This window comes from Xanthomonas sp. A1809 (genome assembly GCF_017746015.1).
Taxonomy (GTDB): Bacteria; Pseudomonadota; Gammaproteobacteria; order Xanthomonadales; family Xanthomonadaceae; genus Xanthomonas; species Xanthomonas euvesicatoria.
The window spans coordinates 158,655-172,972 of record NZ_JAGHWZ010000010.1 but is presented as its reverse complement, the minus strand read 5'-3'; the positions used below and the strand labels follow the sequence as shown (position 1 = coordinate 172,972).

14 protein-coding genes and 1 other RNA gene are annotated in these 14,318 nt (G+C 65.2%); 1 reads left to right on the top strand and 14 read right to left on the bottom strand.

The window, feature by feature from the left end:
* Positions 1-4 precede the first annotated feature (4 nt).
* A non-coding RNA gene (locus J7396_RS15080) (sX9 sRNA) lies at positions 5-80 on the top strand.
* 47 nt (positions 81-127) lie between these two features.
* Here the strand turns inward: J7396_RS15080 and J7396_RS15075 are convergent.
* From J7396_RS15075 to gspG, 14 genes are all read right to left on the bottom strand, one after another.
* Entirely contained in the window at positions 128-2,797 is a 2,670-nt protein-coding gene (locus J7396_RS15075) for a TonB-dependent receptor (protein ID WP_209261677.1), read from the bottom strand.
* A 544-nt stretch (positions 2,798-3,341) separates the two neighbouring features.
* Positions 3,342-4,496: an N-acetylglucosamine-6-phosphate deacetylase gene (gene nagA, locus J7396_RS15070; protein WP_209261676.1), complete on the bottom strand. Its 1,155-nt coding sequence runs from the start codon at positions 4,494-4,496 to the stop codon at positions 3,342-3,344.
* Positions 4,497-4,498: 2 nt separating this feature from the next.
* Positions 4,499-5,527 carry an SIS domain-containing protein gene (locus tag J7396_RS15065; protein WP_014089359.1) on the bottom strand — a complete coding sequence of 343 codons (1,029 nt, stop codon included), beginning with the start codon at positions 5,525-5,527 and terminating at the stop codon, positions 4,499-4,501.
* A 6-nt stretch (positions 5,528-5,533) separates the two neighbouring features.
* Complete coding sequence (locus tag J7396_RS15060; protein ID WP_003482633.1) at positions 5,534-6,601, bottom strand: LacI family DNA-binding transcriptional regulator; 1,068 nt, start codon at positions 6,599-6,601, stop codon at positions 5,534-5,536.
* A 40-nt stretch (positions 6,602-6,641) separates the two neighbouring features.
* Complete coding sequence (locus tag J7396_RS15055; protein ID WP_209261675.1) at positions 6,642-7,919, bottom strand: sugar MFS transporter; 1,278 nt, start codon at positions 7,917-7,919, stop codon at positions 6,642-6,644.
* Between the two features lie 43 nt (positions 7,920-7,962).
* Positions 7,963-8,685, bottom strand: a complete 723-nt coding sequence (locus J7396_RS15050; protein WP_008576739.1) for a GntR family transcriptional regulator — start codon at positions 8,683-8,685, stop codon at positions 7,963-7,965.
* 397 nt (positions 8,686-9,082) lie between these two features.
* Positions 9,083-9,793, bottom strand: coding sequence for a type II secretion system protein N (gene gspN / locus J7396_RS15045; RefSeq protein ID WP_209261725.1), 711 nt, complete (start codon positions 9,791-9,793; stop codon positions 9,083-9,085).
* 5 nt (positions 9,794-9,798) lie between these two features.
* Complete coding sequence (gspM, locus tag J7396_RS15040; protein WP_209261674.1) at positions 9,799-10,275, bottom strand: type II secretion system protein GspM; 477 nt, start codon at positions 10,273-10,275, stop codon at positions 9,799-9,801.
* Entirely contained in the window at positions 10,272-11,360 is a 1,089-nt protein-coding gene (gene gspL / locus J7396_RS15035; protein ID WP_209261673.1) for a type II secretion system protein GspL, read from the bottom strand. The genes gspM and gspL overlap by 4 nt, the downstream gene beginning before the upstream one ends.
* A complete protein-coding gene (gene gspK, locus J7396_RS15030; protein ID WP_071117853.1) occupies positions 11,357-12,346 on the bottom strand; it encodes a type II secretion system minor pseudopilin GspK in 990 nt (329 codons plus the stop codon). The genes gspL and gspK overlap by 4 nt, the downstream gene beginning before the upstream one ends.
* The gene (gspJ, locus tag J7396_RS15025; protein WP_008576733.1) at positions 12,346-12,948 is read right to left on the bottom strand and encodes a type II secretion system minor pseudopilin GspJ; all 603 of its coding nucleotides are present in this window, start codon (positions 12,946-12,948) and stop codon (positions 12,346-12,348) included. The genes gspK and gspJ overlap by 1 nt, the downstream gene beginning before the upstream one ends.
* Positions 12,945-13,325, bottom strand: a complete 381-nt coding sequence (gspI, locus tag J7396_RS15020) for a type II secretion system minor pseudopilin GspI (protein WP_014089354.1) — start codon at positions 13,323-13,325, stop codon at positions 12,945-12,947. Before gspI ends, gspJ begins: the two co-directional genes overlap by 4 nt.
* Positions 13,309-13,773: a GspH/FimT family pseudopilin gene (locus tag J7396_RS15015; RefSeq protein WP_065628810.1), complete on the bottom strand. Its 465-nt coding sequence runs from the start codon at positions 13,771-13,773 to the stop codon at positions 13,309-13,311. Before J7396_RS15015 ends, gspI begins: the two co-directional genes overlap by 17 nt.
* Positions 13,774-13,830: 57 nt before the next feature.
* Positions 13,831-14,295: a type II secretion system major pseudopilin GspG gene (gene gspG / locus J7396_RS15010; protein WP_014089352.1), complete on the bottom strand. Its 465-nt coding sequence runs from the start codon at positions 14,293-14,295 to the stop codon at positions 13,831-13,833.
* Positions 14,296-14,318 lie beyond the last annotated feature (23 nt).

Genomic DNA, 14,318 nt, shown 5'->3' with positions numbered 1-14,318 from the left:
CCTCATGTGCCACTCGTACACTGCGGTTCCTGTGCGCCGTCCGCACCCGCCTGACGACTGCTCGCGACGTTTTGTTAGCCGCTCTAAACCAAGGCGGCTACACACGAGCAGCCGCCCCGGCCGGGCATCACAGCTTGAAATTCAGGCTCAACATGAAAGAGCGACCGTTCTTGTAGATGTAGTACGGCTGGTTCTTGTTGCCGATGTAGCTGAAATAGGTTTCATCCAGCAGGTTGGTGGCTTCCAGCGCCACGCGCAGCCGCTCGGTGGCCTGGTAGCCGAATGAGGCATCTACCTGCGTAAACGCGTCGGTCATCTGCTGCCCGTTGAGCCGGCCAATCTGGGTGAAGTATTCCGAGCGCCAGCCCAGATTCACCCGCGCACTCCACTTGCCTTGCTCGTAGTACGGGCTGATGTTGTAGGCATTGCGCGAGTTGTACGGCAGGCTGTAGTCGCCGTCGGTGTTGGAATCGGAATAGGTGTAGTTGGCCACCACGCCGAAGCCATTGCCGAAATTGTGCTGCAGATTGAGCGCCACACCCCGCACCGTGGCATCGCCGGCGTTGGTGGGCACGGATGTCTGGTAGGTGCTTGAGCCGCCGGTAGCGTTGTTGAAGAACACACGGTCCTGCACGGTGGTGAGGATGTAGTTGGAGATGTCGCGCGAGAAGAATTCGCCACTGAGCAAGCTGCTGTCGGAAAAATACCACTCCAGCGATGCACCGAGGTTGGTCGACTCGTATGGACTCAGTCCTGGGTTCCCCGTCGAGGCCGTCAACGTGGTGTCATCGGTAGCCACGTACGGCGTCATGTTGGTGTAGCGCGGCCGCGCGATCACTTTGGAGGCGGCAAACCGCAGCATCAGGTCGTCGCGCAGGTCGTAGGCAATGTTGAACGAAGGCAGCCATTTGCCGTAGCTGCTGAGAAAGTTGACCGGTGTGTAGCCGCCACCCGGCGCATAGCTGTAGCCATCGGTGGAATCGCGTGAGTGCACATAGCGCACGCCGATGTTGCCGCGATACCGCTCGCCGGAGAAATTGCCTTGCAGGAACCACGCACGGTTCTGCTCCTGGATGCTGTAGTTGCCCGCATAGCTGATGGGCAACCCATCATTGCCTTCCAATCCGCCGATATACCGACCGATCGCACCGCTGTTGATGGTCGACCAGCGTTGCATGTCGGTGCTGGTCGACAGCCCGTCCAGATAGCCCGACGGTGTGGTACCCGGCGAGAATGCCGCCAGCGTGCTGCCATCGTTCGGGGTCCAGGTACGGCTATAGGACGATTGCCCGGTGGCGTGATTGGTGAGCTTGATGCCGGTGAGGATTTGGGTGAATGGCCCCCACTCCACCGCATGATCGAAATCCAGCTGCAGATAGCGCTCCTTGTCGTATTGCGGGCTATGGCTGGCCGAGGCGTTGTTGAGCTGCATCGCCGCCGCATTGGTGGGATCGGTGCTGTAGTCCATCGCGGTCCGGCGCCCGTCGATGGCGTAGCTGTAGCCAGCCAGATTGCGGAACTGGATGCCGTAGATACGCTCTGCGCCGCCTTGCGAACTGGTGTAGCCCACCTGGCTGGAGGCGTTCCAACCATCGCCATGCCAGTCGGTGCGCAGGTGGATGCTGCCGGTGCTGACCTGGCTATTGCGCAGATAGCCGTCGAGATAGGTGTTGGACTGATCGCCGAAGGTGCCCGAGGTGGCGATACCGTTTTCGAAGCCCAAGGCCTGCGCATCGCCGGGCGTCGAGCCCCAGTAGCCGTAGCGGCTCTGGTTGTAGTTGTCGAAGCTTTCCTTGACGTACAAACCGGTCAGATTGAGCTCGAAATCGCTGTCCGGCTTCCATTGCAGCGCCGCGCTGACACCGTCGCGCTTGCGTGTCTGCTGGAATAACGCCGTGTTGATCGACGTCGGAAACACGCCGGTGTTGTTGCCGACCACACCGGGCGGAAACCCGGCGCCCTGCACATTGTCGTAGCCGAAAATTTCAACGCCGTCGCGGCGCAGAACGCGCTGCGAATGCATCACCGAGGCAAGCACGCCCAACGTTTGGTCCTGATTCTTCCAGCTATACAGCGCCGATGCGTTCGGCTTGCCTTCGTCGGAACGATCGTTGTAGCCATAACTCACGGTGCCGGTGAGCGTATTGCGATCCAGATCGAGCGGTTTGCGCGCATGCACGATCACGGTTCCGCCGATGGAGCCCTCGTCGATGCGCGCTTCGGGCGTCTTATAGACCTCCATCAGGCCGACCACTTCCGGCGCCAGCGTGCTGTAGTTGAACGAGCGGCTGTCCGGGTCGTTGGGGTCGCCGCCCCAGCTGGTCGATGCAATGGTCTGACCATTGAGCAGCACGCGATTGAGTGCCGGATCGGTACCGAGGATGCTGACTTTTTCGCCTTCGCCGAACTGTCTGTCCACGGTGATGCCGGACAACCGCGACAGCGATTCGGCAACATTGGTATCGGGAAACTTGCCGATATCCTCGGCGCTGATCGCATCGACGATCGCATCGGCGTTGCGTTTGACGTTGAGCGCCTTGCCCAGGCTGGCCTGGTAACCCACCACCTTGATTTCGTCCAGGGTGGAGACCGAGGGACTGGTTTGTGGTGGTGTCTGTTGCTGCGCGGGTGCGGGCTGCTCCTGCGCAAATGCGGGAAGGCTTGCGACGCAGGCCAGGCTGGCGCCACCCATGAGCAGGCGCCTGACAGCAGCGCTCAACGATGAGCGGCGCAGTGGGTTGACGAACGCAGATACCGGAACGCAAGGGGATGACGCGAACAGACGGGAAAGCAGCATTGCGTGGACCTCATCACTGATGTCGGATGGCAACCGCCTGGTTGCACAACGGCGCGCGACGCGCGTGCCATGCCCGTGATCCGTCCCCTGTGCCGGATACGAACAACTGCCCGCATTGCATGACCACATGCGGGTAAACGCCGGACCGCTGGAACAACGGCCGGTTGTCGTCTTCTCAAACGTGGAGCAGACGTTTCTTCGCTGAGAACGTTACCAGCGAAGGTGCCTTCGGTGGGTTGCAGTGTCAACCCGCTGCTGCATACGTCTATTTTTATGCGCTAAACACCGGCTTCCCTGCAGATATCGGGATGACGGCGTGCTCGCTGTCTCACTGCCCTTGGCGCCGATGCAGACCACTGCGCCTTGCGGCCTGTTCGCATAAGGGGGCGGGTAAGCAAGGCGAGGCATGCGACATGCGCCAATTCGATGTGCATGGGCCGCTGCACGCCCCTGCATTTCAAAAATCAAACACGACACGCGCGCCGCATTACGCAATGCGGCGCGCACGATGCGTAGATTGGCCAAGTCATGTTGCCAGTGCCGCCTAATCGCGCTGCCCAGCCACCCACGTGCTCAACACCTGCACATCGTCATCCACCAGTACCAGATCGGCTTGGTAGCCAGGTGCGATGCGTCCCAGGCGTTCGCCCAGGCCAATGCATTGCGCGGGATAGGTGGAGGCCATGCGCGCAGCTTCGGCCAGGTCCACGCCCAGCAAGCGCACGCTGTTGCGCACGGCGGTGGCCATGTCCAATGCAGAGCCGGCCAATGCACCATCGGCATTGCGCACCACGCCGTCCACGGCGGTGATGGTTTCGCCGTAGAGGTCGAAGCTGGCGCTGTCGCTGCCGACCATCGGCATGGCGTCGGTGACCAGCAGCAATTTACCGCGTGTCTTGGCCGCCAGCGCCACGCGCAGGCTGGCCGGATGCACGTGCACGCCGTCGACGATGACGCCGCACCACACGTTGGGGTCTTCCAGCGCTGCGCCGACTGCATTGGGTTCGCGGCCAGCCAGCTGGGACATCGCGTTGTACACGTGCGTGAAGCCGCTGACGCCGGCGGCAATGCCCTCGCACGCCTGCTCGTAGGTGGCCGCAGTGTGGCCGGCGAACACGATCGCGCCACCGGCAACGAAGGCACGGATATCGTCCAGCGGCACGCGCTCGGGTGCGAGCGTGATCAGGGTGACGCCGTTGTCCAATGAGGTATCGACGGCAATCTCGTGCGCGTCCGGCACGCGGAATTTGCCTGCGTCGTGCGTGCCCTTGCGCGCAGGACTCAGGTACGGGCCCTCCAGATGGATGCCGAGCACTCCGGGCACGCCTTGTGCGATGGCCTGGCGCGTGGCATCGATCGCCTCGGCCATCACCTGCGCGGTATCGCTGATCAAGGTCGGCAGCATGCCGGTGGTACCGAAGCGGCGATGTGCGGCCGCAATGGTGGCCAGCGCCTGCGGGTCGCGTGCGTTGTTGAACAACACGCCGCCGCCGCCGTTGACCTGGATGTCGATAAAGCCCGGCAACAAGGTGGCGCCGCCCAGATCCACGCGCGTGTGCGCCTGCGCAACGCGCGCATCGTCGGCCGGCACGATCGCCTGGATCTGCGTGCCAGCCAGTACCACGACCAGGCCGTCCTGCAATCCGTTGTCGGTGAGCACGCGTGCATTACACAGTGCCTGAGTCGCGAGAGCGTGCATGATCAGACGGTTTCCGTGACCTTGTTCAGATGCGGCGGAAGATCGGGATTGTTGCCGCGCTGCAGCGCCAGCGCATTGATCGCGCGATAGAAGCTCTGCACGGTCAGCAGCGGCGCGCAAGCCGGATGCGCGGCCTCTGCCAGCGGCAGATCGCCACCGGGCGCGGCCAGCCACACTTGCGCGCCACGCGCGCGGAATTCTTCGGCCAGTGCGCGGGTGCCGGCACCGGTTTCGTCGGGCTGTGCGAAGACCAGCACCGGGAAGCCCGGCCCCACCAGGGCCATCGGGCCGTGCTTGACCTCGGCCGAACTGTAGGCTTCGGCGTGCAGGCCGCAGGTTTCCTTGAACTTCAATGCTGCTTCCTGCGCTGCGCCCAGGCCCAGGCCGCGGCCGAGCACGAACAGGTTGTGCGCAGGCACCAGGCCGGCGGTGAGCGCCGACCAATCGGCCTGCCACGCGCTGCGCAACTGTTGCGGCAATGCGTCGAGCGCGGCAAGCAGGGCCGGGTCGTTTTTCCACACCGCGCCCAGATGCAGGACCGCGGCCAGCGAGGCAAGATAACTCTTGGTGGCGGCCACACTCTTTTCCGGGCCTGCGCCCAGCGGAATCACCACCTCTGCCAGTTGCGCCAGCGGCGAATCTTCCACGTTGACCAGTGCGACCACGCGCGCGCCGGCCGCCTTGGCCGCTTCGGCATTGCGCAGCAGGTCCGGGCTCTTGCCCGATTGCGAAATCACGATGTACAGCGCGCCACGCAGCTGCAGCGGCGCTGCATAGACCGAGCCCACCGATGGCGACGCAGATGCGGTGACGATGCCGAGCTGGGTTTCGAACAGGTACTTGGCATAGGTGGCCGCATGATCGGAGCTACCGCGCGCGCAGGTCACCACGAACGGCGGCGGCGTCTGGCGCAGCGACTGCGCGAGCGCGGCGATGGTGTCGGCATTACGCGCGAACTGTGCAGCCACCACATCGGCGGTCTGCGCCGCTTCGCGGAACATCAAGGTCTCGGTTTCGGAGGGAAGGCTCATCGTGGCTCAGGCAGATTCAGGAGGAAGGGGTTTGCCGGTGGACGCGGGCGCCGGCGCGGTGGAGCCGCGCACCACCAACTGCGGCACGAAACCACGGCTCTGCAATTGCGCCGGTTGGTCGTCGTAGGCGTCGCTGCGCAGCTGGCTGATCAACAAGCGTGCGGCGTGCCGCGCGATGTCATCGGTGGCCTGTTTGGCGGTGGTCAATGCCGGCCACGACTGGCGCGAGAACGGGCTGTCTTCGAAACCGGCGATCGACAATTGATACGGCACGTTCATGCCGGTGGACTTGGCTGCGGCCAGCACGCCTGCAGCGATCTCGTCGTTACTGCCGAAAATGGCGGTGGGCGGTTCGCGCAGCGACAACAGCCGGCGTGCGCCGCGGAAGCCATCGTCGAAGGTGTAGTCGCCCGGAATCACCAGGTGCTTGTCCAGGCTGATGCCGTAATCCTTCAATGCCGCTTCATAGCCGGCGTAACGCTCGCCGCTGGAGCGATGTTGCGGGCCGCCCCACAGGAAGCCGATGCGTTGATGGCCGAGCTGGATCAGGTGCTCGGTGATTTCATAGGCGGCATCGCGGTCGTCGATGTACACGCACGGGCCGTCGCCGGGGTCGTCGGTGGAGGCGATGATGCGCACGCTCTTGATGCCGCGCGCGGCCAGACCGGCCAGCAATTCCGGGCGTTCGGACATCGGCGCGGTCAACACCACCCCGGCCAGGCGCGAGCGCTGCACCCATTCGGCCAGTTCTTCGGCCAGCAACGGCGAGGTGGAATCGCAGGGATGGATCTGCAGGCCAAAGCCGGTTTCCCGGCACGCGGCCAGCACGCCGTTCTGGATGCCGATGATGTGGTACGGGTTGGGGTTGTCGTACACCAGGCCGATCACGAACGGCGTGCCGCTGCGCAGATTACGCGCGGACGGGTCGGGTTCGTAATCCAGGTCGGCGATGGCGCGCAGCACGCGCGCGCGCGTGGCCTGCATCACCGACGGCTCGTTGTTGATCACCCGCGACACGGTCTTCAACGAGACCTTGGCGCGTTCGGCGACATCTTTGATGGTGGGCCTGCGCATGGAGGTACCTTGTCCGTCGGAACGCATCATGCCGCCGCGATCACTGGGCCTGGGCCGGCAGGCCCACGCGATGACCGCGCAGCGAATAGAACAGAATGTACAGATAGCACGGCACCATCAGCGCAGCGAACACGACCTGGAAGTCGTAATGCTGCTTGAGGATGGCGAACAGCTGCGGAATGATCGCGCCGCCGGCGATGCCCATCACCAGCAGTGCCGAGCCGATTTCGGTGAACCGGCCCAGTCCGCGAATGGCCAGCGGAAAGATCGCCGGCCACATCATGGCGTTGGCAAAGCCAAGCGCGGCGACGAAGCCCACCGACACGTAGTTGTGGGTGAACAAGGCACCGAGCGAGAACAGCACGCCCAGCACCGCCGACACGCTCAGGTAACGCGCCTGCGAGATCACGCGCGGAATCAGTACCAGGCCGGCGATGTAGCCCAGCAACATCGCGCCCAATGTGTAGGAGGTGAAGATCTTGGTGCTGTCCAACGGGAGATTGAAGCCGTGCCCGTAGGTGCCGATGGCATCGCCGGCCATCACTTCCACGCCCACATAGACGAACAGGCACAGCACGCCCAGCCACAGGTGCGGGAACTGGAAGATGCTGGATTTCTGCACGCCACCGGTCGCGCCCGGCGTGGCGTTGGCCTCGGAGGGCTTGAGCTCGGGCAATGGCGAGAACAGCACGCCGATGGCCAGCAGCAGCAGGACGCCGGACATCACCAGATATGGCGCGTGAATCTTGGCGGCGAACGCGGTGAGCAAGGCTTCCTTGGTCGCCGCATCGGCGCTGGCCACCTGTGCGGACAGGTCGCCGATACCGTGCAGCACCAGCGAGCCGATCAGGATCGGCGCCAGGATGCCGGCGATCTTGTTGCAGATGCCCATCAAGGCAATGCGGCGCGCGGCACTTTCGATCGGCCCGAGAATGCTGATGTACGGGTTGATCGCCGTCTGCAGCAAGGCCAGGCCGCTGCCGATGACAAACAAGCCGCCGAGTGCGCCCGGATACCAGCGCTGCGTGGCGAAATGGCCGAAGCCTGCTGCGCCCACGGCCATCACCACCAGGCTCAGCGCCAGGCCTTTCTTCATGCCGGTGCGTTTGAGAATCCACGACGAGGGCAAGGCCAGAAAGAAGTACGACAGGTAGAACACCATCAGCACCAGAAACGCATTGACCTCGTTGAGGTCGAACGCCAGCCGCACGAAGGTGATCAGCGGCCCGTTGATCCAGGTAAAAAAGCCGATGATGAAAAACAGCACGCCGACGATGGCGATCGAGACAACGGGATTTGCGGGCCTGGCGGTAGTCATGGATCGGCTGGCTCTGAGGTTGTCGTAAGGAATGCCGTTGGCGTCAGCGGCGCAGTTCGGCGACGAAGTCGTAGAAGTCGTTGTGGCAATAGGTGTCGGTCAATTCGATCGCGCTGCCATCGCGGGCATAGCCCACGCGCACTACATGCAAAATCGCCTCGCCGGTTTTCATGCGCAGGTGTTCGGCCAACCGTGCGGGCAGATTGATGGCGCGGAAGTACTGCAGCGCGCGCACCACCGGCGTGCCCTGGGCATCGAGATAGCTGTAGAGCGAATCGCCGATCTGCTGCGGGTCGGTGACGATGCGCTGCGGCAACACCGCGTGCTCATAGGCCATCACGCGGTCGTCGGCGCTGCGCAGACGCGTCAGCGAGGCCACCGCCGCATCCGGCGACAAGCCCAGCCGCAGGATCTCTTCGCCATGCGCCGGGCGCAGCCGACGCTCCAGCCAGCGCGTCCCGGGTTCATAGCCCTTGATGCGCAGCGTCTCGCTGAAACTGGTCAGGCCGCTGAGCTGATGCTGGATCTGGGTGGTGACGAAGGTGCCGGCGCCTTGCCGGCGCGAGACCAGGCCTTGTTCGACAAGCACATCCACCGCCTGGCGCAGGGTCACCCGCGAAATCTGCAGGCGCTCGCACAGCTGGCGCTCGGCCGGCAACGCCTCGCCGGCCTTCCACTGCCCTCCACGGATGGCGTCGCTGAGCTTGGCCGCCAATTGCAGATACAGCGGCGTCGGCGCGGAAGCCTCCAGCGCCAGCGCGTCCATCCTGGGGTCGTCATCCGTCCTGGCATTGGTTCTCGGTTTGGCCACTGCCTGTCCTCCGGACCGACTTGGATTTGTTAGGTCCAATATAGTACCAATTTGCCCCGCGCGCATCAGACCGCGTGCAATCGCGAAAGCGCCGGATCGGCGACGCATCCGGCCGCGGCAGACCGGCTGCACTCGTTCGGCCGGCACCGTGCAGGCGTTCGGTAGCTGCTGCGTAGGTTGCGTGCGCGCTGACGAATGCCGTAACCACTCGCCACCGCACCATGACGACAGGTTTGTCGACGGATGCCCCGGCGTGTCGCTTAATCGGCCGCGATGGATGCGCCAGCGGTGCCGCGCGCACGTGCATGGTGCAGAAAACCGGCACTACGGCGCGCAGCCAGCCACATCGCCACTAGCGCAATTGACCGTGGTCGTTGCGCACCATCCCGCGCTCCGGCGTGGCGGCGAAGCCCAGCAATTGCAGGCCGACGCCCAACACCGCGTCCTGCGCCGGATCGACACGCGACTGTAGCTGCCAGCGTCCGTCGGGCCACAGTTGCAGCTGTGCTTCGGCCTGCACGCCGGCGGGCAATGCGGTGTCGGGCAGCAAGGTCAGCACGGCGGTGTGATCCACGCACGCCGGCTGCCCGGACAAGCGCAGCGGCGGCAGACCGGGCAGCTCGCCCGCACCGCTTGCCAGCAATTGCAGGCTGACCCGCCCATGCGCCTGCACGCAACCGGTGGCATCGAAGAGCAGATCCACCTGCTGCAGCTGCAACGCCAGATCGATCAGCGCCACGCCACCGGGCTGGCGCACCAGCAATTGGCCCTGTGCATTGCGTATGCCGCGTTGCGCGCCATCCACCAACAGCATGTGCAGCTGTGTGGACTGCAACTGCACCTGGCGTTCGCCACGCACCAGCGGCCAGAGCCGCGGCCGCACCGCCACATCGCCGAAGGCGATGCCTTGCCATTGCACCTGCCGCAACGTGCCGGCCCAGATCGGGCCCTCCACATCCAGCACCGAGAACGGCAGTCCCTCGCGCGGCAGCACCAGGCGCAACGGGACAAACGCCAGTAGCGCGACCCCCACCATCGACACCAAGAGCAAGGCCCAGCGCATGCGTGTCACGGTTCCGATTCCGCAAACCCGCAGCGTACGCGGAGTTGGCCCTGCTCGCGTGCCACGTGCAGTTGGGTCGGCGCCAGGCCGTGCGCCTGTCGCAATCGCTCAAGCCAGCCGAACAGCGTGGCGGCACTGACGGCCTCGATCTGCACCTCCACCCCGCCTGCGGCGCTGCGCTGTTGGGAGGTGATGTTGACGCCGGCATCGCGTGCGCTGCTTGCGATGATCTCGGCCAGAGCCGCGGGTCCCGGTGCGGCGGTGCGTCTGGTCGATGCCGCCTGTGCAGATGCATCGAGCACCAGCTGCGCAGCGTCGGCATAGCGCGCCCAAGCCCGGTCATGCCAGTGCCGCAATGGCATGTAAAGCGCATACCAGCCCACGAATGCCGCCAGTGCGGCGCACATCACACCCAGCATGCGCCGCTCACGCGGCGCCCGTGTCTGCCACCAGTACGTGCCGCGTTGCACAGATGTCTTCATCGCAATGGCTCCAGCGCCAACGGTGTCCGCATGCGACCGTCTTCGACCTGGCTGCTGCCCGGATCCACGTGCCAGCCGGCATCCGCAAGCCGCGCCGAGAGCTGCTGCAGGCTGGCGTCATCGGTGTGCAGCAAGGTCGCGCGCAACGGCTGTGCGGCGTTGTAGTCCAGCTGATCCAGTTCTGCCGCTGGAAGGGTATCGACTGCGCCGAACAAGGTGCTCAGTTGCACCGCCAGGCGATCGGTCGCCGTGCCGGCCTGCCGACGCGCCTGCAATGCGGCCGGTACCGCCGCTGCATCGCGCACACCCAACTGCGTGGCGGCGCAGGCCTGCAGGACACGCGCACCGATCTCGTAGCGCAAGGTCTGCCCCAGCAACAGCACCCCCGGCGATAGCAGCAGCAATGCGGCCAACACCGCCAGACGGCGCGGAGCGCGCCGTTGCTCAGCAGCGGCCTTGTTCGCGAACGGGTGCTGCAGGAGATCGATCGGCACGTGGGCAGCATTGCGCGCAACGCAGGCAATGGACTGCGTCGCGTCGGGCACCGGCGGCACGGCCGGCACACGATCGCCCAACAGCAGACGCGCCGCCTCTGGCTCCAGGCTGCAGGCCAGCTGTGCGCCGCGGATCAGCCATCGGCCGTCCCAGTGCATCACCGCGACCGTCGCATCGGCACCGGGCTCTAGCAGCAGGCAATCCGGCACCACCGCATCGGGAACGAAGCCCAGTTGCGTTGCGCGCGCCAGCCAGTGCTGCATCACCACGCTGTCCACTGCGGCGACCAGGCGCGTGCCATCGGCCTCAGCGCCAGCGGCGATCACCACATGCAAGGCCTGCGCGTCGACAGCCAGATGCTCGGCCAATTGCAGGCGCGCAGCGGCCCGCGATTGCGCAATGCTGCGGCCAGGCAAACTCAACCAGCGCAGATGGACATCCACACCCGGCACCACCAGGAGGTTGCGCGCGGAGGGCCCAGGCGGCGTGGCGGCCTGACCCATCGATTGCACTTGCCCCTGCGCATCCACACGCACTGCAGTGGCTTGGGCGGCTGCATCGGCTGGCAGCAACAACAGCGTCGTGGTCATTGGTCAGAACTCCATTGGCGCGCGACCAGTCGGACCCGGCCGGCCGTTTCCTGTTGCAGCAACGCTTCCAGCATGACCTGCGCGCCGGCATGGTCGACCTGGCTGTAGAGAGAGAAGTAGCGGGTGCGTAGTTCGAGCTGTTCCAATACCGCATTGGACAGCTCGGCCTGCATCAGCGCCGGCTGGCTGAGAAACATCCTGACATCGCGCCATCCGCCAGCCGGCCGTGCAGCGATGACGCGTCGCGCGGCCGGCAGCTCCAGCGCTCCTCCGGTCAACGCCACCAGCACCGGTGCATCGTCCAGGCGCAGCGTGTTGATATTGATCGGCGACAAGCGCCCCTCCGGCAATGCGCAGACATACGGCTGCAGTTGCGCGATCAATTGCGGCGTGTAACCGGCGATGGCGCGCAGTTCGCTGACGCCTGCCAGCAAGGTTGCACCGGTACGCCGCGGCGCGGCGACCTGCAGGTAGCGGTCGTCTTCGGCGCCGTGCACGCCCGGCTGTGTGTCGGAGTCGATCCAGTCCACCAATGCGTCGGTCAGCGCATATGCCTGTTGCGGGGCGATGCCCAACACCTGGAGCAATGCGCGATATTGGCGTGCTCCCTCATCGCTACGCTGCCATTGTTCGGGCGCACCAACGACCACGCTGTTGAGATTGAAGCAGCCGCCGCGATCGCGCAGGCGCACGCTCACCGCACCGTCGTCCAGCGGAAAGCGGACCGGCTGGTCGTTCCAGCCGCCGTCCAGCGTGGTGCGCAGCGGATCCCGCTGGGACAGCGCCTGCAAGCGCTGCCGCGCAACGGCCTCGCTGCCCAGGGCGTACCACTGCGCCTGCGTCATCGCCTGGCCATTGCCGCTGCGACGCAGACCAAAGCGCAGGTCTTCCAGCACAGCCGCCATCAGCAAGGTCATCACGGCAACCAGCAGCAATACCGTGAGCAAGGCCACGCCGCGTTGCCTGGCAGGTACGTGCAGTGCCATCACGTGCGCCCTTCCGGCAACAGGAACAGTTGGCGCACGCGCCCCCAGTGCTCCAGGTCCAGCTCCAGTGCGACCGCGTCCGGCAATGCTTCAAGCCCGCCGCTCCAGCCATCGCTCCACTGCGCCCGGTAATGGAATGCCACCGCCGCCGAACGCACGCCGCGCAACAGTACCTGCGGCGTGCCAGCTGCCGCGCCGTCGAGCGCAGAGCGTGCGCTGCGCTCCAGCCGCCCATCCACGACGCGGTACTCCACGTATTGCAGCGACGCACGCGGTGCCTGGTCCGGATTGCTCCAGCCACGTCGCACAAACCCGAACAAGGGCCCGTACGTTCCGGGCGCACTGGCGACAAATGCACTGCGTGCGGCGCTGCCCTCGCTGTTGCGGGTGCGGCGCACGGCCGCCTGCTGCAGGTCGCTGCGCAGCAGGCCATGGGCCAGTTGAAAGTCGCGAATCTGTTGCAGCCGCGCGCGCACGGCATCGCGCTGGTCGATGCTCTGCCGCATCACCACCACCGCAGCTGCGGCCACCAACGCGAACACCGCCAGGGCCACCAGCAATTCGATCAAGGTGAAGCCGCGCGTGCGTTGCTTGCCGATCATTCGGCGCTCCGCAAGACATTCAGACCGGCAACTTCCTGCGCCTGGCCTGCAGGGCGCACGCGCACCTCGATTTGCACCAAACCTGCCGCGCCGGCCGGCCTCGACTGGCGCTGCCACTCCCAGCTGCGCCCGCCGATCACCACCTGCCCGTTCGCCGGCGCGCGGATCGCGGCAGCTGGCGCCAGCGTCGCCTCGATCGCCTGATTTTCCGCCACCACCGCGGCCAACGCGCGCTCCTCCAGCACCACGGCGGTGCGGGTACTCTCGCTGGAAAGGTTCAACAGGCCGACCACCGCCATGCCGAAGATCGCCAGCGCGACGATCAGTTCGAGCAGCGAAAATCCACTTGATGCGCGTGCATTAGCGAGATGGCGCATCGACCTGCACCACGCCTGCGGCATCTACCACGATCTGCATCTGTTGCCGGCCATCGCCCAACGCGATGCGCTGCGGTGTGGCCGCACCGGTGGGGTCGAAGCGCACACTTATGTGTCTGCTGTCGACAGGCAGCTGCGCCTGGATGCCCTGCGGCCAGCGGACCGCGGCAAATGGCGCTTGATCCAAGGCAACCCACTGCTGCTGGGCCTGACGACGGAAACCATAGCCGCCGGTATCGATGCTGACCTCCACCATGCGCAAACTCATGATCGCCTCGTCGCGTGCATGCATCAGCGCGCTGGCCAGGGTGTCGGCATGATCGTGCAGATCGCGCCGCGTATCCGGCAAGGTCATCACCGCCAACGTGCTGGCCAGCGCGGCAATGACCAACACGGCAAGCACCTCAAGCAAGGTGAAGCCACGCGCGCATCGGTTCGCCACGCGCATCGGCATGCGCGATGAACACGGCCTTGGAGGGCCCAGCATTGCAGACACGGCCGTCACTCAGCGCCAGTTGCCGATATCGGCATTGTCGGCATCGCCACCTTCGGCACCGTCTGCGCCAAACGAGTACACGTCAAAGCCGCCATGGCGGCCGGGGCGCCGGTATTGGTATGCATGGCCCCATGGGTCTTCCGGCAACCGGCGGATGTAACCGCCCTGCCGATAGCGCTCCGGCCGCGTCAATCCGACCGGCGGGTTGAGCAAGGCTTGCAGCCCTTGTTCGGTGCTTGGGTAGCTGAGGTTGTCCAGGCGATAGGTTTCCAGCGCCTGCTCCAATACCGCCACGTCGGCGCGGGCTTTTTCCACCATCGCGCGATCCTGGCTGGGCATCACATTGATCATCACCACCGTGGCGAGCAGGCCGATGATGACGATGACCACCATCAGTTCGACCAGGGTGAAACCACGGCTGCGTCGATGTGCCGTCAGCGAGCCAAGGCGTGCACGAGGGTGGATGGACTGCATGACGATCTCCATGGATAAGCGGA

Excerpts from the sequence above, each read along its gene's own strand:
- J7396_RS15075 (WP_209261677.1), bottom strand. The coding sequence starts at position 2,797 with ATGCTGCTTTCCCGTCTGTTCGCGTCATCCCCTTGCGTTCCGGTATCT.
- nagA (WP_209261676.1), bottom strand. The coding sequence starts at position 4,496 with ATGCACGCTCTCGCGACTCAGGCACTGTGTAATGCACGCGTGCTCACC.
- J7396_RS15065 (WP_014089359.1), bottom strand. The coding sequence starts at position 5,527 with ATGAGCCTTCCCTCCGAAACCGAGACCTTGATGTTCCGCGAAGCGGCG.
- J7396_RS15060 (WP_003482633.1), bottom strand. The coding sequence starts at position 6,601 with ATGCGCAGGCCCACCATCAAAGATGTCGCCGAACGCGCCAAGGTCTCG.
- J7396_RS15055 (WP_209261675.1), bottom strand. The coding sequence starts at position 7,919 with ATGACTACCGCCAGGCCCGCAAATCCCGTTGTCTCGATCGCCATCGTC.
- J7396_RS15050 (WP_008576739.1), bottom strand. The coding sequence starts at position 8,685 with ATGGACGCGCTGGCGCTGGAGGCTTCCGCGCCGACGCCGCTGTATCTG.
- gspN (WP_209261725.1), bottom strand. The coding sequence starts at position 9,793 with ATGCGCTGGGCCTTGCTCTTGGTGTCGATGGTGGGGGTCGCGCTACTG.
- gspM (WP_209261674.1), bottom strand. The coding sequence starts at position 10,275 with ATGAAGACATCTGTGCAACGCGGCACGTACTGGTGGCAGACACGGGCG.
- gspL (WP_209261673.1), bottom strand. The coding sequence starts at position 11,360 with ATGACCACGACGCTGTTGTTGCTGCCAGCCGATGCAGCCGCCCAAGCC.
- gspK (WP_071117853.1), bottom strand. The coding sequence starts at position 12,346 with ATGGCACTGCACGTACCTGCCAGGCAACGCGGCGTGGCCTTGCTCACG.
- gspJ (WP_008576733.1), bottom strand. The coding sequence starts at position 12,948 with ATGATCGGCAAGCAACGCACGCGCGGCTTCACCTTGATCGAATTGCTG.
- gspI (WP_014089354.1), bottom strand. The coding sequence starts at position 13,325 with ATGCGCCATCTCGCTAATGCACGCGCATCAAGTGGATTTTCGCTGCTC.
- J7396_RS15015 (WP_065628810.1), bottom strand. The coding sequence starts at position 13,773 with ATGCGCGTGGCGAACCGATGCGCGCGTGGCTTCACCTTGCTTGAGGTG.
- gspG (WP_014089352.1), bottom strand. The coding sequence starts at position 14,295 with ATGCAGTCCATCCACCCTCGTGCACGCCTTGGCTCGCTGACGGCACAT.